Annotated in this window: 21 protein-coding genes; 13 read left to right on the top strand and 8 right to left on the bottom strand. The window is 43.7% G+C overall.

All coding sequences use genetic code 11. The features are described from left to right. The first annotated feature begins 62 nt into the window (after window positions 1-62). The 7 genes from VME0621_RS12710 (at window position 63) to VME0621_RS12680 (ending at window position 6,492) form a co-directional block, all read left to right on the top strand. A complete protein-coding gene (locus VME0621_RS12710) occupies window positions 63-470 on the top strand; it encodes a hypothetical protein (protein ID WP_062460990.1) in 408 nt (135 codons plus the stop codon). 9 nt (window positions 471-479) lie between these two features. Continuing rightward, the gene (locus tag VME0621_RS12705; protein ID WP_062460994.1) at window positions 480-920 is read left to right on the top strand and encodes a tetratricopeptide repeat protein; all 441 of its coding nucleotides are present in this window, start codon (window positions 480-482) and stop codon (window positions 918-920) included. Between the two features lie 13 nt (window positions 921-933). Next, a complete protein-coding gene (locus tag VME0621_RS12700) occupies window positions 934-2,676 on the top strand; it encodes an arylsulfatase (protein WP_065311690.1) in 1,743 nt (580 codons plus the stop codon). A gap of 100 nt (window positions 2,677-2,776) precedes the next feature. Next, entirely contained in the window at window positions 2,777-4,018 is a 1,242-nt protein-coding gene (locus VME0621_RS12695; RefSeq protein WP_062460998.1) for an anaerobic sulfatase maturase, read from the top strand. Window positions 4,019-4,022: 4 nt separating this feature from the next. Next, the gene (locus VME0621_RS12690) at window positions 4,023-4,490 is read left to right on the top strand and encodes a hypothetical protein (protein WP_062461001.1); all 468 of its coding nucleotides are present in this window, start codon (window positions 4,023-4,025) and stop codon (window positions 4,488-4,490) included. A gap of 80 nt (window positions 4,491-4,570) precedes the next feature. Further along, on the top strand, window positions 4,571-4,972 hold the full coding sequence (locus tag VME0621_RS12685; RefSeq protein WP_062461004.1) for a DUF4345 domain-containing protein: 402 nt from the start codon (window positions 4,571-4,573) through the stop codon (window positions 4,970-4,972). Between the two features lie 17 nt (window positions 4,973-4,989). Next, window positions 4,990-6,492: an arylsulfatase gene (locus VME0621_RS12680; RefSeq protein WP_006073916.1), complete on the top strand. Its 1,503-nt coding sequence runs from the start codon at window positions 4,990-4,992 to the stop codon at window positions 6,490-6,492. Between the two features lie 44 nt (window positions 6,493-6,536). Here VME0621_RS12680 and VME0621_RS12675 read toward each other — a convergent pair whose 3' ends face one another. Then, complete coding sequence (locus VME0621_RS12675; RefSeq protein ID WP_006073917.1) at window positions 6,537-7,106, bottom strand: TetR/AcrR family transcriptional regulator; 570 nt, start codon at window positions 7,104-7,106, stop codon at window positions 6,537-6,539. A 162-nt stretch (window positions 7,107-7,268) separates the two neighbouring features. Between VME0621_RS12675 and VME0621_RS12670 the strand changes: the two genes are divergently transcribed. The 4 genes from VME0621_RS12670 to VME0621_RS12655 all read left to right on the top strand — a co-directional run bounded on the left by VME0621_RS12670 (window position 7,269) and on the right by VME0621_RS12655 (window position 11,045). After that, on the top strand, window positions 7,269-8,510 hold the full coding sequence (locus tag VME0621_RS12670; RefSeq protein ID WP_062461006.1) for a CinA family nicotinamide mononucleotide deamidase-related protein: 1,242 nt from the start codon (window positions 7,269-7,271) through the stop codon (window positions 8,508-8,510). 193 nt (window positions 8,511-8,703) lie between these two features. Next, on the top strand, window positions 8,704-8,943 hold the full coding sequence (locus VME0621_RS12665) for a hypothetical protein (RefSeq protein WP_006073920.1): 240 nt from the start codon (window positions 8,704-8,706) through the stop codon (window positions 8,941-8,943). A gap of 206 nt (window positions 8,944-9,149) precedes the next feature. Beyond that, window positions 9,150-10,169: a DUF2804 domain-containing protein gene (locus VME0621_RS12660; RefSeq protein ID WP_062461009.1), complete on the top strand. Its 1,020-nt coding sequence runs from the start codon at window positions 9,150-9,152 to the stop codon at window positions 10,167-10,169. A 24-nt stretch (window positions 10,170-10,193) separates the two neighbouring features. Beyond that, window positions 10,194-11,045, top strand: coding sequence for a sterol desaturase family protein (locus VME0621_RS12655; protein ID WP_082795545.1), 852 nt, complete (start codon window positions 10,194-10,196; stop codon window positions 11,043-11,045). Window positions 11,046-11,238: 193 nt separating this feature from the next. Here the strand turns inward: VME0621_RS12655 and VME0621_RS12650 are convergent, their stop codons facing one another. The 6 genes from VME0621_RS12650 to ubiG form a co-directional block, all read right to left on the bottom strand. Continuing rightward, on the bottom strand, window positions 11,239-11,448 hold the full coding sequence (locus VME0621_RS12650; RefSeq protein WP_038222859.1) for a hypothetical protein: 210 nt from the start codon (window positions 11,446-11,448) through the stop codon (window positions 11,239-11,241). Window positions 11,449-11,730: 282 nt separating this feature from the next. After that, entirely contained in the window at window positions 11,731-11,943 is a 213-nt protein-coding gene (gene cspE / locus VME0621_RS12645; protein WP_006073927.1) for a transcription antiterminator/RNA stability regulator CspE, read from the bottom strand. A gap of 325 nt (window positions 11,944-12,268) precedes the next feature. Beyond that, on the bottom strand, window positions 12,269-12,544 hold the full coding sequence (gene yfaE / locus VME0621_RS12640) for a class I ribonucleotide reductase maintenance protein YfaE (RefSeq protein WP_006073928.1): 276 nt from the start codon (window positions 12,542-12,544) through the stop codon (window positions 12,269-12,271). Beyond that, window positions 12,544-13,677 carry a class Ia ribonucleoside-diphosphate reductase subunit beta gene (gene nrdB / locus VME0621_RS12635; RefSeq protein ID WP_006073932.1) on the bottom strand — a complete coding sequence of 378 codons (1,134 nt, stop codon included), beginning with the start codon at window positions 13,675-13,677 and terminating at the stop codon, window positions 12,544-12,546. The genes yfaE and nrdB overlap by 1 nt, the downstream gene beginning before the upstream one ends. Before the next feature lie 74 nt (window positions 13,678-13,751). After that, window positions 13,752-16,043, bottom strand: a complete 2,292-nt coding sequence (gene nrdA / locus VME0621_RS12630) for a class 1a ribonucleoside-diphosphate reductase subunit alpha (protein ID WP_062461019.1) — start codon at window positions 16,041-16,043, stop codon at window positions 13,752-13,754. 489 nt (window positions 16,044-16,532) lie between these two features. Then, entirely contained in the window at window positions 16,533-17,243 is a 711-nt protein-coding gene (ubiG, locus tag VME0621_RS12625; RefSeq protein WP_038228201.1) for a bifunctional 2-polyprenyl-6-hydroxyphenol methylase/3-demethylubiquinol 3-O-methyltransferase UbiG, read from the bottom strand. Between the two features lie 312 nt (window positions 17,244-17,555). Between ubiG and gyrA the strand changes: the two genes are divergently transcribed. After that, the gene (gene gyrA / locus VME0621_RS12620) at window positions 17,556-20,198 is read left to right on the top strand and encodes a DNA topoisomerase (ATP-hydrolyzing) subunit A (RefSeq protein ID WP_062461023.1); all 2,643 of its coding nucleotides are present in this window, start codon (window positions 17,556-17,558) and stop codon (window positions 20,196-20,198) included. Window positions 20,199-20,260: 62 nt separating this feature from the next. On the opposite strand, the gene VME0621_RS12615 is transcribed toward gyrA, so the two are convergent. Continuing rightward, complete coding sequence (locus VME0621_RS12615) at window positions 20,261-20,875, bottom strand: DsbA family protein (protein ID WP_062461026.1); 615 nt, start codon at window positions 20,873-20,875, stop codon at window positions 20,261-20,263. 150 nt (window positions 20,876-21,025) lie between these two features. Here VME0621_RS12615 and VME0621_RS12610 point away from each other — a divergent pair, with 150 nt between their 5' ends. Beyond that, window positions 21,026-21,661, top strand: coding sequence for an SDR family NAD(P)-dependent oxidoreductase (locus tag VME0621_RS12610; RefSeq protein WP_062461030.1), 636 nt, complete (start codon window positions 21,026-21,028; stop codon window positions 21,659-21,661). Window positions 21,662-21,727: the final 66 nt, after the last annotated feature.

Here is a 21,727-nt window from a genome sequence, read left to right as displayed (position 1 = left end):
TTTCCAACTTACTCATTGCGGCATAGGGATGTGCCTCACTTTTTGAATACTAGGAGGCAACTATGTTTTTTACTCAACACGTCAACAAGATGCTATTGGTTACCGGTATTGGGACCGCGGCGGCTTTCGCTTATGCATTTTTCCCACAATGGGCCATTACTCACATCGGGCAATTACCTTATTTGGAGCAGGATTTTGTGTTCTATCAACACTGGGGTGTCATGGTAGGCATGATGGGAGTGATGATGGTGGGTGCGGCTTTCAAACCTAAGTGGAGAGAGAGCATCATGCTTTATTCTGCGGTTGAGAAAGGCTTTATGGTGATTCTTCTTCTGCTTAACTACAACAGCCCTCATATTACCGGTTTTTTACTTGCAGGAGCCATGGATACGTTCGTTGTGATTTGGACGTTAGCATACTGGAAAGAGCAGAAAACCATACGTTTACAAGCCTCAACCTTGCAACACTAGCGTCAAACTATGAATAAACGCATTCAAAATTGGTCGCTTAGCTTTCTCTGGTCGCTTAGCTTTCTCTGTTTGCTTTTTATTGGGACGGCATGCCTGGGGTACGTAACAGACACACCAAATACCTTATCTAGTGATGTTGGTACTACGTTTCAAAACGGTTATGCGGGTGACGCTGCGGCGCAGTACGAGATTGGTATGTTTTATCTGCAAGGTGTCGAATCTGAGAGTGAATATCTTGAATCTACTCAAGAAAAAGCACGCAAATGGATATTACGAGCAGCGACTCAGGGGAATGCAGACGCTCAATTACAGCTTGGTCTTATGTACGCAGCAGGGACTGGTGGCGAGAAAGATCATTCTCTAGCGGTTAGCTGGATAGGCAAAGCCGCTGAACAGAATCATCCTAGAGCACTGGATATGCTCCATTGGATGTCACAAAGTGCTCACTAAACAAGGGTGAACCATGAATAATTCCAAAACTATCCTATGCACGGCCATAGCAGCCTCTTGTGCACCAAATGCATTTGCTACGCAGGAAAAGCCTAATATTTTACTCATCGTTGGTGATGATGTCGGATTTGCTGATACGCAACCTTATGGCTCTGAAGTGTCAACACCAAACCTGATGCAACTGGCTGAAGAGGGGGTGAAATTTACCAACTTCCACGCTTCACCCACGTCATCTGTCACTCGCTCTATGATGTTAACGGGTGCCAACAGTCATGAGGTTGGGCTAGGCACGTTCGACTATGCCGTCTATCCGCCAGCTATTGGCAAGCCAGGTTATGAAGGCTACCTCACTAAAGATGGCGTAACCGTAGCGACGTTACTTCGTGATAATGGCTATCATACTTACCTTTCTGGGAAATGGCACTTGGGTCATGATGATGGTTTCCTGCCGGATGATCGTGGCTTTGAACAGAGCTACGGGATTTTGGCTGGCGGTTCGAATCATTTCAATAGAGATATGATGTTCCCGGCGAAAAATGAAGCAACAGCAAAAGCGTTGCAAAAAGGTGAAATGCCCGGCGTAGAGGTCGAGCCGACTTATCAAAATGGTCAACAAGTAAAAGATAAGTATCCGGGAGAGTATTCAGACCAAGGTTATACCGAAGAGTTAATCAGCATGATTGATAGTAATAAGGACTCCGGAAAACCTTTTTTTGCCTATTTACCATTCACAGCGATTCACTTGCCACTACAAGCACCTAAAGCATCGTTTGAAGATAAGATTGCTTATTACGTAGAGCACGGGTGGGACTCAGTTCGAGAAGACCGCTTTAAACGAATGCAACAGATGGGCGTAATTCCAAAGAGCGCTACGATGTCCGATAGAAATTCACTGAGTAGACCATGGGATGATCTGTCAGATGAACAAAAGCAATGGTACGGCAAAAAAATGGCCATTGCTATGGGAATGATGGAGCTTCAAGACCAGCAGATAGGTCAGGTAACTGATTATTTGAAGAAGATAGGTGAGTACGACAATACGTATATTATCTATCTCGCAGACAACGGTCCGGAAGCGACGGATATTACGGGGAAAAATGTTAGTGATCTGATTCGTACTTGGACCGATTATCACTTTGACAATAGTACCGAAAATCTGGGTAACGCAGACTCAAGCGTCTCATTGGGCCCAGAATGGGCAAGTGCATCCACCGGTGGATTGTCTTGGTTTAAAGCGTACACAGCAGAAGGGGGAGTACGTGTTCCTCTGATCATCAAACCTGCCAAAGGTGTTCTCGGAGATAAGGAGTCACTGGAGGCCGGAACTCAAACTAATGAATTGGCACAAGTAAAAGACCTTGCTGCCACAATATTGGATGTGGCCGATGTTGAACCCGCTGGCGGTGAATATAAAGGCAGAAAAGTGGCCCCAATGAGCGGTCAAAGCATTATGCCCTATCTACAAGGTGAGCAAGAGACTGTCCATAGCGAAGACAATGCTATCGCGTTCGAGTTATTCGGCAGCGGCATTCTTCTTCAAGGGGACTTTAAGATCATTCGAATTTCGAAGGGGATGGGAGGGGACAGTGAGTGGCATATGTACAACACCAAGTTAGACCCTGCTGAAATGATAGACCTGAAACACCAACGTCCTGAGCAGTTCCAACAAATGTTAGCTGCTTACAAAGAGTACGAAAAAACAATGGGTATCGTACCAGTGGATGAACAATGGAATCCATTTGAAAACGTGAAGTAAAAAATTTCGCCTCAATGCAAACTGACCGGTTTGTATTGAGGCGAGTTCATCCATTTAAAAATGTTGAACAGTTTAGATACTTTCTTAAGAGGAACACACCATGTCCCACTATCATCTTAATGTACCTCAGTACCAAGGTCAGCCTCATGCTAAGTTTCAGGCGTTGGCGAAACCAATTGGAGCGGTGTGTAATATTAACTGTGACTATTGCTATTATCTGGATAAACAACAGCTACTAGAGTATCCCAAGAATCGCTCGTACAAGATGAGTGATGAGATGCTAGAGCGTTATATTCGCCAGTACATTCAAGGTCAAAACACGCCAGAGATCGTCTTCTCTTGGCATGGTGGCGAGCCAACGATGCTAGGTCTTAGTTATTTTGAGCGAATAGTAGAGCTTCAAACAAAATACGCCAAACCCTATGTGAAGATAGTGAATGATATTCAGACCAATGGGCTGTTAATCAATGACAAATGGTGTCAATTTTTGGCGAAACACGCGTTTAGTGTAGGTTTGAGTATTGATGGCCCAGAACAGCTTCACAATACATATCGCAAGAACCGCTGCGGGCAGGGGACGTTTAGCAAGGTGATTGAAGCCGCAGAACGTCTAAAGCGTCATGGTATCCACTTTGCGACGCTGACTTGTGTCAACAACGTCAATGGAAATTACCCTCTAGAGGTGTATCGCTTCTTAAGAGATGAGATTCAACCATCACAAATTCAATTTATCCCAGTTGTTGACCGAGATGAAGAGATAAAATGGGCTCAGTGTTCTGAAGCTGCAATCATCCCTGTATCCGCTCAAACAACAAGTTGGAGTGTCGCTCCGACTCAATGGGGAGACTTCTTAACGACCATTTTTGATGAATGGATGAAGCAAGATTTTGGCAAAGTTCATATTCCTTACTTTGAAAACTTTTTCGGAATTTGGATGGGTAAACCGAGTTCGATGTGTACGTTGAGCGATATATGCGGCAAGGGCATTGCTGTCGAACCTAATGGCGATGTTTACGCCTGCGATCACTATGTTCATCCTGAACACAAAATTGGCAATATTGAGCAGACGCCATTGGCGGCAATCGCTTTATCCAAACAGCAAATGACCTTTGGTTTTGCGAAACAAAGAGCGTTACCCAAACAATGTTTGGAGTGCAAGGTGAGGTTTGCTTGTCATGGTGAGTGTCCAAAGAACCGAATCATAAAAGATAAGTACAGTAACCCTGGACTCAATTACTTATGCCAAGGTTGGCAACAAATATTTCATCATGTTGACCCAGTGATTACGCATATACTTGAGCTAAATGGAATTGCGAAAACAACATGTAAAGCTATTGGGTGAGAATATGGATAGTTATTTACTACTCGGCTTGGTCATGGCGCTGCTCAGTATTTGGAAAACCTATTCTGGTCCCGCATTAGCAGGTTTTGTTGGTTTTAGTTATCCAGAGATGTTGCTGTTTAATGTGGTTCCGGCATTAATGGCAGGCTATTTCGGCTGGTTTATCGGACGATATTCCTTTTACCTTTATGCGAGAAAGAATTTTCAGCCCTACAGGCCTAAGTTGAGGAGATTCGTAACCACGTGGAAAAGGTATGGTAATAAGACTATGGCCACACTTGCTCCTGTTCTAGTTGGCATCCCTCTCTACACCTTGGTCGCTAGGCGTCTCAGGCAAAGTCACATTACTACCTTTATTTTACTTTCATTGTCTATTTTGTGTTGGAGCGGTTTGAGTTATAGCCTAGTCAATGCATTAAATCTTAGTACACATCTCAATTTACAAGGCTTACTTAGTCAGATAGGGCTTTGAGCTAACTTACTCTATTAAATCTGAAAATTTGCTTTATAGATACCAGCAACTAGTCTGTAAGAATAAACAGGAGAAGCAACATGACGCGTACACAAAAGTTCTTGTTATTGGCGGTCCTTGGATTAATCCCTATTGCCTTAATGTATGGCTTGGTTCCTAGCATTACCTTACCTTTCCTGTTTGATATTGATGCATCACCGATTAATGTGAGTCATATCTTTCGCGCTGTTATGGGGCTTTATCTTGCATTGGCGGTTTATTGGCTTATGGGGGCTTTCGGGACGCAGCAAATGGCGCGTTCTGCACTACAAAGTCTGATTGTGTTTATGTGGGGGCTGGGTTTAGGTCGTGCTATTAGCATGGTCGTCGATGGGATACCAAATGGGTTGTTAGTCGTTTATCTTCTCCTCGAAATAGGATTTGGAGTAGTAGGGATTGTGCTTCTCAAAAAAGATGATTTTGAAACCAAACGAGTCGCGTGAATATATTAGGAGGCAGGATGCACCGTATATTAATGAAATGGTTAGTGCTGAGTTTATTAGGCTTGAGTTCACTTGCGAATGCGAATGAAAAGCCACCAAACATTTTTGTTATTTTTACTGATGATATTGGTATCTCTAACCTAAGTGCTTACCATCGAGGGTTAATGAGTAGTGAGACGCCCAATATTGATAGTATTGCTGAAAAAGGAATGTTGCTGACGGACTATTATGCTCAGCCTTCTTGCACAGCAGGGCGCTCTGCGTTTATTACCGGACAGTTCCCCGTTCGTACCGGCATGCATACTGTTGGTCTTCCAGGTAGTCCAGTAGGACTGAATGCTGAAACACCGACACTGCCGGAAATACTGAAAACCTTAGGTTATACAACTGGTCAGTTTGGTAAGAACCATTTAGGTGACCGAGATGAAGTGCTACCGACAATGAATGGTTTCGACGAATATTGGGGTTGGTTGTACCATCTTAATGCGATGGAATACACTGAAGATCCTGATTGGCCAAAAGACGAAGCGTTCCAGAAATTCGCACCAAGAAATGTGATTCATTCCAAGTCAGATGGCAAGGGTGGACAAACCATCAAAGATGACGGGCCTTTGACCATCGAACGCATGCGTACTTTAGATGATGAGGTTAATAAACATGCCATCAACTTCATCGAAAATGCGGTGAAACAAGACAAGCCTTTCTTCACCTGGTATTGCCCTTCAAGAGGCCATGTTTGGACTCACTTGTCTCCAGAGTACGAAGCTATGCTCGGACAAAACGGTTGGGGCTTGCAAGAAGTCGTGATGAAAGACCTCGATGATCATGTCGGTGAGATGCTTGCCAAACTAGAAGAGTTGGGTGTAGCGGATAACACGATTGTGATCTTTACGGCGGATAATGGGCCAGAAATCATGACTTGGCCTGATGGCGGAATGACGCCTTTCCATGGTGAAAAAGGCTCAACTTGGGAAGGTGGTGTCCGTGCGCCTCTGTTGGTGAGCTGGCCAGGTAAAATTCCAGCAGGAAAAATACACAACGGGATGTTTGATGGTATGGACTGGTTACCTACGCTGGTTGAAGCCGCAGGTGGACCAAGCGATCTTAAACAACAAATGCTGACAGGGTATGAAGGCTTTAAAGCGCATTTAGATGGTTACAATCAAATATCGATGCTCACTGAACTAGCACCGTCAAATCGTAAAGAAATCATTTACTACGAACGTGACAGACTTCAAGCGGTTCGCGTTGGTGATTGGAAAGCTCATTTTGTGGTGCAAAACCATGGTTGGAGTGGACCGAAGGAAGAGCTTAATGCACCACTGCTCTTCAACCTACGCCGCGATCCTTATGAGCGCGCTGCCGAGGAGTCTGGTATGTACATCAACTGGATGGGCAAGAAAATGTGGGCATTTGGCCCAGCTCAGGCAGCGGTACAACAACACTTAGAAACCTTTAAAGAGTGGCCTCCTGTCACTTTTGAGCCGGATGCGGTGGATGCGTCCGGAATAGGGCGCTAATGGTGGTTCATTAACTCAGTTTACTAAAGGGCTGCTTGCAGCCCTTATTTTATCAGTAACTTGGTTTCCATCATGGCTTGCTCTAAATGCGTTCGGTCTTTTTGCATCGCGCAAAGTAATGTGGCACCTAACCACTTGGCATAAAGCGTTCGCGAGACCATGTATGGATTTTCTATAGCTAGCAGACCTTGCTCGTTACCAGATGCGAAATAATCCGCCATGCGATTAATGACTTTTTCAGCGCCGTTATCCAGTTCGACTTGCATACTTGATGATGTCCCAGATATTTCACCAGACAATTTCACGACTAAACATTTAATCCGAAAATCTTCCGTCACCTTTGAATCTGACCAAAACTCGAAGTAATGTAACGCGCGCTGTTCAAAGGCAATGGAGCTGTCTTCTAGATATTGACTGAGCGTGTTTAGATGGTCTTCAAAATAGTCTTCTAATAACTGGCGGCCGAAATCTTCCTTCGATTTGAAATGATGGTAAAAAGAGCCCTTCGTTGCGTTCGCTTGCTGAATGATCTTCATAATACCAATGCCAGCGAATCCATGTTCGCTAATGAGGTCAAACCCAGCGTCGAGAAGTGTTTGTTTTAAATCAGCCATAAGTCCGCCACTTGTTGAAATCGGCGACTATTGTAACTCTGAACAAACAGACCGTACAGTCTAGCAGCGTTAACATCGTTAATCGGATGATTTGCCACAAAATCGCTATTGCTATTTCAATAACTCATGTCATCCTTATGAAAAAACCTACAAGGAGAGATCATGCCTAAAATTGCAATGTTGAGTACTGGTGAAGAGGTATTGTATGGTGATATTGTTGATACCAATGCCGCGTGGCTCAGCCGTGTATTTTATGAGCATGGGTTTTCCATGTCGAAGCGCTCTACAGTAGGTGACCAGCGAGCTGAGTTGCTACAAGAAATGATCATGCTGAGTTTGAATCTGGATGTGGTGATCGTCAATGGTGGCTTGGGGCCTACGTCTGATGATCTCACTGCTGAAGTAGCAGCGGAAGCCGCGGATCAATCTTTAGTGTTGAACCAAGGTTGGTTGGAAACACTTAAAGCCTTCTATGCTCAACGCGGTAAATCCATGCCTGACAGCAACATCAAACAAGCAATGTTGCCAGAGGGCGCGGTGGTGGTCGATAACCCAATTGGCACCGCATGTGGTTTCAAAATGATGATCAATGATTGCTTGTTTTACTTCACTCCAGGTGTCCCAAGCGAATTCAAAAAAATGACGCTTGAGCAGATTTTGCCTGACTTAAAACATGAATTCCCTAATCAACAAGGTAGGGTATGCCGACGTTTATATACGTTTGGCCTATCGGAATCTGGTATTGCAGACACGCTTTCAAGTCTTAATCTACCGCCGGAATATGAGTTGGGCTATCGTTCTTATCTTCCTTTTATCGAAGTCAAACTGTTTGGTCCTTCAGACGATTTAGAAATAGGGTCAAGAGTGCTCTCGATGATAGAGAAGCTCTTGCATAGTAATGTTGTCAGTGTCGATCAACCTATGCTGGACAGAATTGGTCATTTGGTTGAGTTACATAAACCAACCATCGCTATATCTGAACATGGTACCAAGGGTTACCTAGCCTCTTGGCTTCAAGACAATGAACAGATTGAGCAATATTGCGGGGCAACATGGGTACTTGGCTCTAAAACGGCATCGCCGCTTGATAGAGACAGTGAAAGGTTGGGGGCCACTCTAGCGTTAGCAGGAGCGACAAAAAGCAACTGCAGTTCAGATATTGCCTTGTCCACAGGAAAGCTTGAAGGTGGAGAGTTCTCCGTAGCGCTTTCAACGCCCAAAGGTGAATGGGGGCAGACGCTAAAATTGCAACGAAGCTACAGCTCTCAAAGTATAAAAACGGTCATTAGTACGGTGGCGGGAGATATGCTTAGACGTTACCTAGATAATAAGCCAATGTTCCCCGATTATGGCTTTCTTACTCGTACCGAAGAGATATTTCTACCAACGGATCAGTTAACTTGATCCTACTAAGATAAATATTCAACATAGTGCCTATATTCTATTTTGTTATGTATATATGAAAATTAGATCTAGCTCACAATAAGCTGATCTCTAACAGGAATTTCAAATTCTCATTTTTGAGAGTAGCCCTTTCTTTTTATTTGATTAAAATCAATGTTCACCCTGAAAATGGTGGTGTGTAGGAGGGGTAAATATGATCCAGCAATCAAGAATAAGAGTGTTTTATCAGATCGCCAATGAGCAGATTATGCTTGGCGAAGCACTCAGCAAAAAATGCGGTGATATAGCGGCTATGTGGTTGAAGGCTCCTATGGAAGAGATCCTGTCTGATGACGGTTTTAGAATCTCGCTCTACGATGATGGTGGACGTCGCATTGCAGACAAACATGTTTCTATGGGTACAGCAGACTCAATATTGTCGACTGTCGACTGAGACCCAATTCAAGTTACTTTAGGCTGATCAATTTGATCAGCCTTTTCTTTTTCTGATGTTTATTTGTACGATTCTGTGATCCATTTTGTGCTTTTGCTCTAATTTGTCCACAGTTGCTGATTCTTGTCTCATACTTTGCGAACCCACACTTTGTGAACCAACAAAAATAAGGCCTAAATAAGGCTATGAGAAGAGAAAGTACTAGAATGAATACGCCTTCTGTTCAACAAATTAAATCGCTAATGGGAGTAGATGGTAAACCTAACTACGGTCATCTTTTATCCATTCCTGAAGCACTAGACATTGCCAGCTTTCGCTACTATTCCACAATGGATAGAGAACGCAGTTCACTCGCTAAATATTTCCATTACAAGCAGTTTCAGTTTGTCAGTATTTTTACTTCCAAATACGTTTTAGGCATAGCGATCGCTGATATTCGCTACCTTGGAACAAGTTTTTGCTATCTCTATGACATTGAAAAAAAACAACTCGTTGAAGAGAGTTGGATGCGTCCCGTGGGATTAGGGTATTCACTCACCGCGTCGCCTTGGAAAGGGAAAGCACAGTTCAATCAAGGGCAGATTTGCTTTGATATTGAAGAGGGAGAGTGGCGGGTTCGAGCTAAGTGTAAGGCGTTTGAATTGGACGTATTGCTTGATGCCGGAGATGCAGAAAGTACACCGCTAATGGTTTCATCGCCTACAGGCTACAACGGATGGACTTATACGCAAAAGCATAATGCATTGAATGTGAGGGGAGAGTTCAAGGTAGGTGGTCAAACGCAACCGATGGAAAGTTGTCTAGGGGGGTATGACTTTTCAGCAGGTTTTATGAGGCGTGAAACAAGTTGGCGCTGGGCGAGTATTAACGGTAAAGCTCAAGGTGTGACAATTGGTCTTAATCTCGCGGCTGGAGTAAACGAGACGGGGGTAACTGAAAATGTACTTTGGGTTAATGGTAAGCGTAGTCTATTAGCGGGTGTAATGTTTGATTTTGACCGACAAGTACCAGACTCTGACTGGCGCATTTTTGATGAGCAAGGGCGAGTTGATTTGACCTTTCAACCGCTTAATGCTCGTAAAGAGAAACTCAATCTTTGGGTACTTAAAAGTAATTTTCGCCAGTTCATTGGCCATTTTTCTGGTGTTGTAAAGGATGAAGAAGGTCGCGAGTATCAACTTTCGCAAGTAATGGGATTAACCGAAGACCACTTTGCAAAGTGGTAAATACAAACAAAGAATCAATGGAATATGATGGATAAACTTGTTCAAAACCCGGAGTGGTTGTTAATTGTATTAGCTCCTTTATTTGTCATTATGATGGTGCTCGAGTATTGGCTTGGTCAACGGGGAAACCGCCTGCCAAGCTCAGCCCAGTACTCTCTAAAGGAATTGGCATGTAACTTCTCGTTGGCTGGGCTTCATCAACTTACCGATCTCATTGCGGGTCTGTTTATCGCCAAACTATACTTGCTAGTGTTTGGCTGGAAACTTTTTGATATCAAGATGTCATTAGGCATGTTTTTGGCGTTAATGGTATTACAAGACTTTTTCTACTATTGGTTCCATCGAGCGAGTCATCGCATTCGCTGGATGTGGGCTGCTCACGTTGTCCACCATAGTTCCGAGAATATGAACTTCAGTACCGCATTTAGACAGAGCTTAATGTACCCGCTAGCGGGAATGTGGCTGTTTTGGATGCCACTGGTCATTATAGGTTTCGACCCTAAATGGGTGGTATTTGTAGTGCTGCTGAATCTAGGTCTACAGTTCTTTGTTCATACACAATGGATACGTCGCTTAGGGCCCCTTGAATGGGTGATTAATACCCCATCGCACCATCGGGTTCATCATGGTGTCAACGCGCAATACATAGACAAAAACTACGCGGGAATTCTGATTATCTGGGATCGAATGTTTGGGACTTTTGAGCCTGAAGTAGAAGAAGTTCGTTATGGAATCAGTAAGCCAGTTAATAGCTTCAATCCAATCACGGTTACTTTTGCCGAATGGAAAGATATGCTAAATGACTTATCACGCAAAGATCTGACGTTAAGGGCGAAAATCAAAATGATTTTATCTCCGCCAACGGATACGTATTAACCTAAGATTGATCAAATTACTGCTGTGATAAAGGTTGAGTGTTGTGACGAGAGTGAGTAAGGCGAGAGAGTCACTATAAAAGTCGCAATATTATCAAGGTGCTGAAGGCGGTAAGCACGTTGATGGATAGTGTTTATGATTAGTTATAGTGATGGTCAATGGATACTGGCCTTAGTAGTGAAGGTACTGATTATCAAGCCTGTAGTGAGAACTTTCCGATTAGCTCGTCATGGACGTTGGTAATGGTGCCAGTATGAGTAGATTCACAGTAACTAAACGCCAAATTTAGGTCTTTGGTTTTTGCTCTGGTGAGGAAGTGTCTAAGCAAAATATCGCTGTTTAGTTGGTGCGGTTCAGAGACCCAAGTTACATTATCTTTGATTGATTTAAACGTTACTTTCATATTTCTCCTATTTGGATTTTTGTGTGTTTTTAGTGGATTCACGGTTTTGGTAAAACCAAAAGCGTTTTCTGCCGATAGATCGAGACATAATTTACCTAAATATAATGATGCTAATTGTAGATTTAATACCATCAGAGAGTGATGGATGTTTGAGCGTGTTGCTTGATAGAGAAATGTATAGCGAGAACGTTTAGAGGAGAGGTTATTGCTAGTTTTTTCTAAAATCCAAAGTGAAAAGATAAGATGAAAGCGGTTAATGATGCCGCTTTCATCAATAAAATCTTATAGAGCTACAACGTTTGCAGCTTGAAGACCTTTCTGGCCTTGCTCTACTTCAAAAGACACTTTTTGGCCTTCTGCTAGAGTTTTGAAACCTTCAGATGCGATAGCACGGAAATGAACGAATACGTCAGCACCGCCATTTTCTTGAGCTAGGAAGCCGAAGCCTTTCTCTTCGTTAAACCATTTTACTGTGCCGTTTACTTTGTTAGACATGATGTGTCCCTTATATAAATTTAAAATTGTTGCGATGCGCTGATGGGCTGGAATTATTTAATGTATCGATGAAGCTTAGGGAAACACTGAGGATGACAACAATAACGAAGAGATTCTGAGAGTTTTACTTTTACAACTGGATATTTCATTTAATAACTCTGGACAACAGAGCGGAGCCAGTATGGGGCTTATAAAACACCTTGTAAAGGGTTATTTTTAATGTTGTACGATTTAGTGAAGGGAATTGCACACTCGCTGACTACACCTGCTCAAACCCGCAGCAATAAAAAACGGCTCTGGAGAGCCGTTTTGGGAATGACTTGAGCTATGCTCGCTTCTTAACTTGATGCGCAATATTGTCGAGCTCGATATCAGTTTTCGCTCGACAAATACAAGGCAGGATTTCATTGCCTTGTGTATATGCCATTGCAAACCCTACATATTCCACTTCTCCCGAAACCAGTGTACAGCGGCAAGCGCCACAGTGCCCGTCTCGACAGTTGTATTCAGGTTCTAACCCTGCTTGCTCCATAGTCTCTAAGACTGTGTTTGAAGGGTTAGACTCTATAGTGGTGATAGAGTTTATCTTAATGGTTGGCATTAAAGTTCGAAGCCCTCGAAGTCGTCAGCGTTTACTTCATTGTCGATTTGACCGACAAGGTAAGAACTGATCTCTGCTTCTTGTGGTGCAACCTGTACATTATCAGATGATAACCAAGCGTTAATCCAAGGAATTGGATTCGATGTAGCTTCTGGATAAGCTGCATCAAGACCAACTGCCTGCATACGAACGTTCGAGATATATTCAACGTATTGGCACAGGATATCTTTGTTAAGACCGATCATAGAGCCGTCTTTGAATAGGTATTCTGCCCATTCTTTTTCTTGCTCTGCCGCTTCTTTGAATAGGTCGAAACAGTCTTGCTTACATTCTTCAGCGATTTGCATGAATGAGAAATCGTCTTGACCGTTACGAAGCAGGTTAATCATGTGCTGAGTACCGGTTAGGTGCAGCGCTTCATCACGAGCAATCAGCTTGATGATTTTCGCGTTACCTTCCATCAGCTCACGCTCTGCGAACGCAAACGAACAAGCGAAACTCACGTAGAAACGAATCGCTTCTAGTGCATTCACTGACATCAAGCATAGGTACAGCTTCTTCTTCAGATCGTACAAGTTAACTTTAACTTCTTCGCCTTTGATGTTGTGTGTACCTTCACCGAAGCGGTGGTAATCGTTTGTCGCTTGAATCAAGTCATCGTAGTAGTGCGCGATGTCTTTCGCACGCTTAAGGATGTGTTCGTTTTCAACGATATCATCAAAAACCACACCTGGATCGTTCACGATGTTACGAATGATGTGCGTGTATGAACGAGAGTGGATAGTCTCAGAGAATGACCATGTCTCGATCCATGTTTCTAGCTCTGGCAAGGAAACTAATGGAAGTAGTGCAACGTTCGGACTACGGCCTTGGATAGAATCAAGCAGAGTTTGATACTTAAGGTTACTGATGAAAATGTGTTTTTCATGCTCTGGCAATTTGTTGTAGTCAATGCGATCGCTTGATACATCGACTTCTTCTGGACGCCAGAAGAAGGAAAGCTGCTTCTCAATCAGCTTTTCAAAAATCTCAAATTTCTGTTGGTCATAACGCGCAACGTTCACTGGTTGACCCAGGAACATTGGTTCTTTTAGTGCGTTATTCTTTGTTTGGGTAAAAGTACTGTAAGCCATTGTGCTGCAATCCTTTTTAAGCCCCTCCGCTTAAGGGAAGGGCGAGAAAATCTTAACTTGTTTACTGCGAGATATTAAATCTTACAGCCGCCGCCTGCGCAATCGTCATCTTGCTCAACTACTACTGTAGATTTGTCGCTTTGGTCGTCTTTCGCACCGTCACGAGTGTTATGGTAGTAAAGTGTCTTCACGCCATATTTATACGCAGTGAGTAGGTCTTGAAGCAATTTCTTCATCGGCACTTTGCCGCTTTCGTAAACGCTTGGGTCATAGTTAGTATTTGCTGAGATCGCTTGGTCAACGAATTTCTGCATGATACCTACTAGATGCAAGTAACCGTCGTTGTTGCCGATGTTCCAAAGTAGTTCGTAGTTCTCTTTTAGATTAGCGAAGTCTGGAACAACCTGTTTCAGGATACCGTCTTTTGATGCTTTCACTGAAACGTAGCCACGAGGTGGTTCAATACCATTAGTCGCGTTAGAAATCTGAGAGGAAGTCTCAGATGGCATTAGCGCCGTCAGTGTTGAGTTACGTAGACCAAACTCCATGATTTCAGAACGTAGTGCGTCCCAATCATAGTGCAGTGGTTCGTCACATACTAAATCAACATCATTCTTGTAAGTGTCGATAGGTAATAGACCTTTCGCATAGTTCGTCTCATGGAATGATGGGCATCGGCCTTGCTCTTTCGCCAGTTCAACAGACGCTTTTAGTAAGTGGTACTGAATCGCTTCGAATGTACGGTGAGTAAGGTTATTTGCAGAACCGTCAGAGTATTTAACACCATTTTTCGCAAGGTAGTAGGCATAGTTAATAACACCGACACCCAGCGTACGACGATTCATCGTAGACTTATAAGCAGCTGGTAATGGATAGTCTTGATAATCAAGTAGAGCATCAAGAGCACGAACCACGAGATCCGATAGATCTTTTAGGTCATCGAGCTCGTTGATTGCACCAAGGTTAAATGCCGAAAGTGTACATAGAGCGATTTCACCTGAATCGTCTTCTACGTTTGACAATGGCTTAGTTGGCAGTGCGATTTCTAAGCATAGGTTAGATTGGCGAACTGGCGCAACTTTCGAATCAAATGGGCTGTGCGTATTACAATGGTCTACGTTCTGAATGTAGATACGACCTGTAGAAGCACGCTCTTGCATCAGCAGAGAGAATAGCTCTACCGCTTTAACGGTCTCTTTCTTAATTGACGGATCGTTTTCGTACTTAACGTATAGACGTTCAAACTCATCTTGATCTTCGAAGAACGCATCATATAGACCCGGTACATCTGAAGGCGAGAATAGAGTGATGTTGCCGCCTTGAACTAGGCGAGCATACATGAGTTTGTTCAGCTGAACACCGTAATCCATGTGACGTACACGATTTTCTTCTACACCACGGTTGTTCTTAAGAACAAGTAGTGATTGTACTTCGCCATGCCACATTGGGTAGAACACAGTTGCTGCACCACCACGAACACCACCTTGCGAGCAGCATTTTACTGCTGTTTGGAAGTACTTGTAGAATGGGATACAACCGGTGTGGAAGGCTTCGCCTCCACGGATTTCAGAACCCAGCGCGCGAATACGACCAGCATTGATACCGATACCAGCACGTTGTGAAACGTAACGAACAATTGAGCTTGCTGTTGCGTTAATAGAATCTAGGCTATCGCCACATTCAATCAATACGCACGAACTAAATTGGCGCGTAGGAGTACGAACACCTGACATAATTGGTGTCGGTAGAGAAATCTTGAATGTTGACGTTGCATCGTAAAAGCGCTTGATATAGTCAAGACGAGTCGCTTTTGGATACTTAGCGAATAGGCAAGCCGCTACCAGGATGTAGAGGAACTGTGCACTTTCGTAAATCTGACCAGAAACACGGTTTTGAACGAAGTACTTACCTTCAAGCTGTTTAACGGCAGCGTATGAGAAGTCGTGATCTCGAGTGTGGTCGATATAGCTATCCAACTCATCTAATTCAGACTTAGTGTAATCTTCCAATAGATGTGCATCGTACTTGCCCATCTCTACCATTTTAGAAACATGGTCAAATAGCGCTGGTGGCTCATATTGGCCATACGCTTTTTTACGCAGGTGGAAGATAGCTAAGCGCGCAGCAAGATATTGATAGTCAGGCGCGTCTTCTGAAATCAAATCTGCAGCAGACTTGATGATAGTTTCGTGGATATCTGACGTAGTAATACCATCATAAAACTGGATGTGAGCCTTGAGTTCTACCTGAGATACAGAAACGTTGTTAAGCCCTTCTGCAGCCCATGCGATGACGCGATGGATTTTTTCGAGATCGATACTTTCTTTGCGGCCATTACGCTTAGTAACGGTAAGTTGTTGGTTCATTCTGAGGTGTTCCCTAACAAAACAATATGAAGCTTCACTTTTATGAAATTTTGTTGAGTCTTAGCGATAGCTTCGTGATCAATGTCACCCTATATGTTTCGGCTTCCAACACAAGATATAGGGGTCATCTTAACTACGAGTTACAAGATAGTGCTATAGCGGGAGATTTTCAAGTTTGAGAAATTGAATGTCTTGTGGATAACTAGGGGAAAGAAAAATTTCGGTTAGTAGATACTTACCATTGAAGATAGACCCGACTTAGTAGTGAAATTTGCGTGCTAGCAGATTGGTTTTCTTTTAAACAAACGCGAAAAAAAATTCCTTGATCTTTGCCAATTTTTGGTTGTTATTCTTTAGCTCAATAAAACTGCGATATCGGCACACAAAATCGGCGAAAGTGTCTTGTTTTTGTAAATGATTTGTGTGTGAAAATTAACGAAACTGAGTGCCAACTAACCGAAGGAAATTGGCACTACATTATAGAGGAACTTAAAGCGACTTTTCGGTGAACACGATGTAGTTCACGTCGACACGATTACCCAGTTTATAGGTATCGGTTAGTGGATTATAGAGAAGCCCTGTAATGCCTTTTTCCGTAAGGTCAGTTTTATCGATCATCTTGATAAGTTCTGAAGGCTTGATGAATTTGTCATGCGAGTGCGTGCCATCTGGAACTATTTTAAGCAGCTTCTCTGCACCAACGATGGCAAATAAGTAAGACTGCAAGTTGCGGTTAAGGGTGGAGAAGAATACTTGGCCACCAGGCTTAACCAGTTTTGAACATGATGCGATGACTGATGCAGGATCTGGTACGTGTTCTAGCATTTCCATGCATGTCACGACATCGTATTTGCCAGCGTTTTCAGCGGCGTGCTGTTCCACTGTACTTTGCACATAGGTAAGTTTGGTGCCCGTTTCTAGTGCATGCAGTCTGGCGACTTCAAGCGGCTCTTTACCCATGTCTAACCCTGTAACCTCAGCACCTTGTTTCGCCATGCTTTCTGCAAGGATACCGCCGCCACAACCTACATCAAGAACGGTTTTACCAAACAAGCCATTGGCCTTTTCTAAGACATAATTGAGTCTGAGAGGGTTGATTTGGTGCAGTGGTTTGAACTCACCTTCTAGATCCCACCAGCGACTTGCCATCTCTTCAAATTTCTTAATTTCGTTGAGGTCTACGTTTTGTTGCTTATCCATATATGCTAAGAGTTTTGTTCCAAGGTTGCGATGCAGTATACCGCAAATTGGTTTGGGAAATATCTTCTCGTAGGCAGAATCCTCAGAATTCTTTAGCCAGCACACTATTTATCTGATTAATTGGCCGTTTTTTCGCCGATTTTCAGGGTCATAGATTGGAAATGTGCAAATTGTGGACGTTTGAATCGCAACCAAGGTCACAACATGATAAAAGCGAAGGGAAAGTGATGCCGAACACGGTATTAATGTGTTATATTTTGTCACCTTATACGTATCGAGTATACGATCAAAATATAGAGGGATATTGGCTCTATGAGCGATCTAGCTAAAGAGATCACGCCCGTAAACATTGAAGATGAGCTGAGAGGCTCTTATCTCGACTACGCGATGTCAGTTATCGTGGGTCGTGCTCTTCCAGATGTGCGTGATGGTCTAAAACCTGTTCACCGCCGCGTTTTGTTCGCGATGAATGTTCTAGGTAATGATTGGAATAAACCATATAAAAAGTCTGCCCGTGTGGTCGGCGATGTAATCGGTAAGTATCACCCACACGGTGATAGTGCGGTATACGACACCATCGTTCGTATGGCGCAGCCTTTCTCACTTCGCTACATGTTGGTCGATGGTCAAGGTAACTTCGGCTCGATTGACGGCGACTCTGCGGCGGCAATGCGTTATACCGAAGTCCGCATGGCGAAAATCGCTCATGAGTTGCTAGCGGATCTAGACAAAGAGACGGTTGACTACGTTCCTAACTATGATGGAACGGAACAAATTCCAGCCGTACTACCGACAAAAATTCCAAACCTTTTGGTTAATGGTGCGTCAGGTATCGCTGTAGGTATGGCGACAAACATTCCACCACATAACTTAAACGAAGTTATTGATGGCTGTTTGGCATACATCAAGAATGAAGACATCACGATTGATGAGCTCATGGATTACATTCCGGGCCCAGATTTCCCGACAGCGGCACTGATCAGTGGTCGTAAAGGCATCATCGATGCTTACAAGACGGGTCGTGGTAAGGTCTACATGCGTTCTAAAGCAGAGATCGAAGAAGACAAGAATGGTCGAGAAACCATCATTGTTACCGAGATCCCTTATCAGGTGAACAAAGCTCGCTTAATCGAAAAGATTGCAGAGCTAGTTAAAGATAAGAAAGTAGAAGGCATTAGCGCACTACGTGATGAGTCTGATAAAGACGGTATGCGCATTGTTATCGAATGTAAGCGTGACGCAGTAGGTGAAGTGGTTCTAAACAACCTGTACTCACAGACTCAGCTGCAAACGACATTCGGCATCAACATGGTTGCCCTAAACAATGGTCAGCCACAGCTGTTCAACCTTAAGGACATGCTGAAGTGCTTTGTTGATCACCGCCGTGAGGTTGTGACTCGTCGTACTATCTTCGAACTTCGTAAAGCAAGAGACCGTGCTCACATTCTAGAAGCGCTATCTCTAGCACTTGCGAACATTGATGAAGTTATTGAACTTATCAAGAACGCACCAACACCAGCTGAAGCAAAAGTAGGCCTGGTTTCTCGCGGTTGGGAGCTAGGTAGCGTAGCTTCTATGCTAGAGCGTGCTGGTACCGATGCAGCTCGTCCAGATTGGCTAGAAGACCAATACGGTATTCGTGACGGTCTGTACTACCTAACGGAGCAACAAGCTCAAGCGATTCTTGAACTTCGCCTACACCGTTTAACTGGTCTAGAGCACGAGAAGATTCTTGATGAGTACAAAGCACTTCTAGAAGAAATTGCAGAACTGATGCACATTCTTGCAAGCACAGAGCGCTTGATGGAAGTGATCACCGAAGAACTTGAACTAGTTCAAGCAACATACGGTGATGAGCGTCGTAGTGAAATCACAGCGGCGGTTCACGATATTGATATGGAAGAGCTAATCGCTCGTGAAGACGTAGTAGTCACTTTGTCTCACGAAGGTTATGTGAAGTATCAAATCCTAAGCGACTACGAAGCACAGCGTCGTGGTGGTAAAGGTAAGAGTGCGACTAAGATGAAGGAAGAGGATTACATCGAGCGTCTGCTTGTTGCAAATACTCACGACAATATCTTGTGCTTCTCTACGCGCGGTAAGACTTACCGTCTGAAAGTTTATCAATTGCCACTCGCAAGTCGAACTGCTCGTGGTAAGCCTATCGTTAACATTCTTCCATTAGAAGAAGGTGAGCGTATTACGGCAATTCTTCCTGTAAGTGAATTTAGCTCAGAGAAATTTATCTTTATGGCGACTGGTGACGGTACCGTTAAGAAGACTTCTCTAGACCAATTCTCTAACGTTCGTGCAAACGGCCTAATTGCTGTAAACCTACGTGATGATGATTCGCTAATCGGCGTTGATATCACCGATGGTCAAAGTGACATCATGCTGTTCTCGAAGCAGGGTAAAGTAGTTCGATTCAGCGAAGACAAAGTACGTGCTATGGGTCGTACTGCGGCAGGTGTCCGTGGTATGAAACTGGCAGATGAAGACCAAGTGGTGTCATTGATTGTTCCTTCTAACGAAGGTGACATTCTAACCGTGACACAAAATGGTTACGGTAAGCGTACTGAACTTGAAGAGTACCCAACGAAAGGTCGTGCAACACAAGGTGTTGTATCTATCAAAGTTTCTGAGCGAAACGGCCCAGTAGTTGGCGCGATTCAAGTTGAAGAAGGCGACGAAATGATGATGATCACTGACGCAGGAACGCTAGTTCGTACTCGCGTTGCTGAAGTGAGTCAAGTTGGTCGTAATACTCAAGGTGTTACGCTTATCCGCACCGCGTCTGACGAATCAGTCGTTGGTTTGCAGCGTATTGATGAAGTCGAAGAGTTAGAGCTGCCAGAGGGCGAAGAAGTTGAAGCAAATGCAGAGACTCAAGCGCCAGAATCTGGAGATTTAGCGGCTGACGACTCAGCGGCTGACGATTCTGCTACTGAAGAGTAATCAACATTTGTAGTGAAAAACCTGTCTCAACGAGACAGGTTTTTTTTTCGTCTCTAGAACGTTCAGAGTTGCTGTTTGACTAAATCGATTGTTGTGTTGGGATTTTTATAATCAATAGGTAGCTCAACAATGATGTCATCATGGGCTAAAAATAAAGAAGGAAAGCTGTTACCGCCAATGCTACGAGCAAATTTTATCTCTTCCGAAAGCTGCTGATTGATCTCAGCTGAAAGAAAGTCATGTCTAAATGCTTCAATATCTAGTCCAACTTGTTTAGCTAAGTCGAAAAGTACTTCTGACTCACTGGGATTCTTTGCTTCAAGATAATACGCCTGCTGTATAGCACGATACATGTCTTGTTCGGACTGCTGCTTACGTGCAGCCAGCACCGCGCGGCAGGCCGGGTAAGTGGAGCGTTTAGGCGTATTCAAGGTCCAAAAATCATGATTAAACTCAGTGCCTAAATAACTTTCGATTTTGCGCCAATAAGAGGCGATTTGAGTTTGCATTTCTAATGGCATTGGTACGTTGGAGTCGGGCGCTAAGCCTCCGAGTACGTATTGAATGTCTAGTTGGTCATCCAACAGTGTCTTAATCAAATTCCAAGTAGGTGCATAACCCCAGCACCATGAGCACATCGGATCATAAACATAATACAGTTTGGCAGCTTTACTCATAAGATCATCCTTGTCTCTCGCTAAACGAAGAGTGTAATGGTTCACCATATCATGAAAAATTGTCTTATAACCCACACTTGTTTGATTTAACACCTAGACTGGTGTTTTTGATAGTGTAAATTATTCTCATCATCAAGGTGAGGTATTGAAATGAAGAGTATTACTATTTTTGGTGCAAGCAGTGGCCTTGGCTTGGCTGCCGTTCGCTATTTTGCAAGTCAAGGAGTGGAAATTATTGGTGTTGCAAGAGACCCGAAAAAGACCGACGAACTGGCCAGCTTGTGCGTTCAATTAATTGCTTGTGATGCTACTAAACAGCCGGATGTAGATGCTGCGGTGGAATGTCTTCCGAAAGACACCGTAGTGCTGTCAACCATGGGCAGCTTTAGAGCCGAAGTACCTGTCGATTATCTCGGACACCGTCACTTGATAGACGCACTGGAGACAAAAGGTATTAAACGTTTCCTGTTGGTTACTTCATTAGGATGTGGAGATTCATGGAAGTTTCTTTCGGAGCGAGCGAAAGCAGGCTTTGGGGCAGCGGTAAGGGAGAAGTCCTTAGCTGAAGCTTGGTTAGTCAGCAGTCAACTGGAATACACTGTATTGAGACCTGGTGGATTGAAGGACGGGGAGGTGACAAATTGTGGGGAGTTATCGCAAGGAGTTGAAGTACATGGTGCGATCACTCGAAGTGAAGTCGCTCGCCTTGCACATCAAATTTTGTTGAACGAGGCGTCAATTGGTCAGATATACCAGTGTGTTGATCCGACGGTTAATTATAGCTAAAGGAAATTTTGTACAGAAATACACGAAGCTCATCAACATGTTGATGAGCTTCATTGATTATCTGTA

The sequence above is a fragment of the Vibrio mediterranei genome (assembly GCF_900088415.1).
Taxonomy (GTDB): domain Bacteria; phylum Pseudomonadota; class Gammaproteobacteria; order Enterobacterales; family Vibrionaceae; genus Vibrio; species Vibrio mediterranei.
The sequence above is the reverse complement of the archived record's forward strand: the minus strand, read 5'-3'. Positions and strand labels throughout refer to the sequence as shown.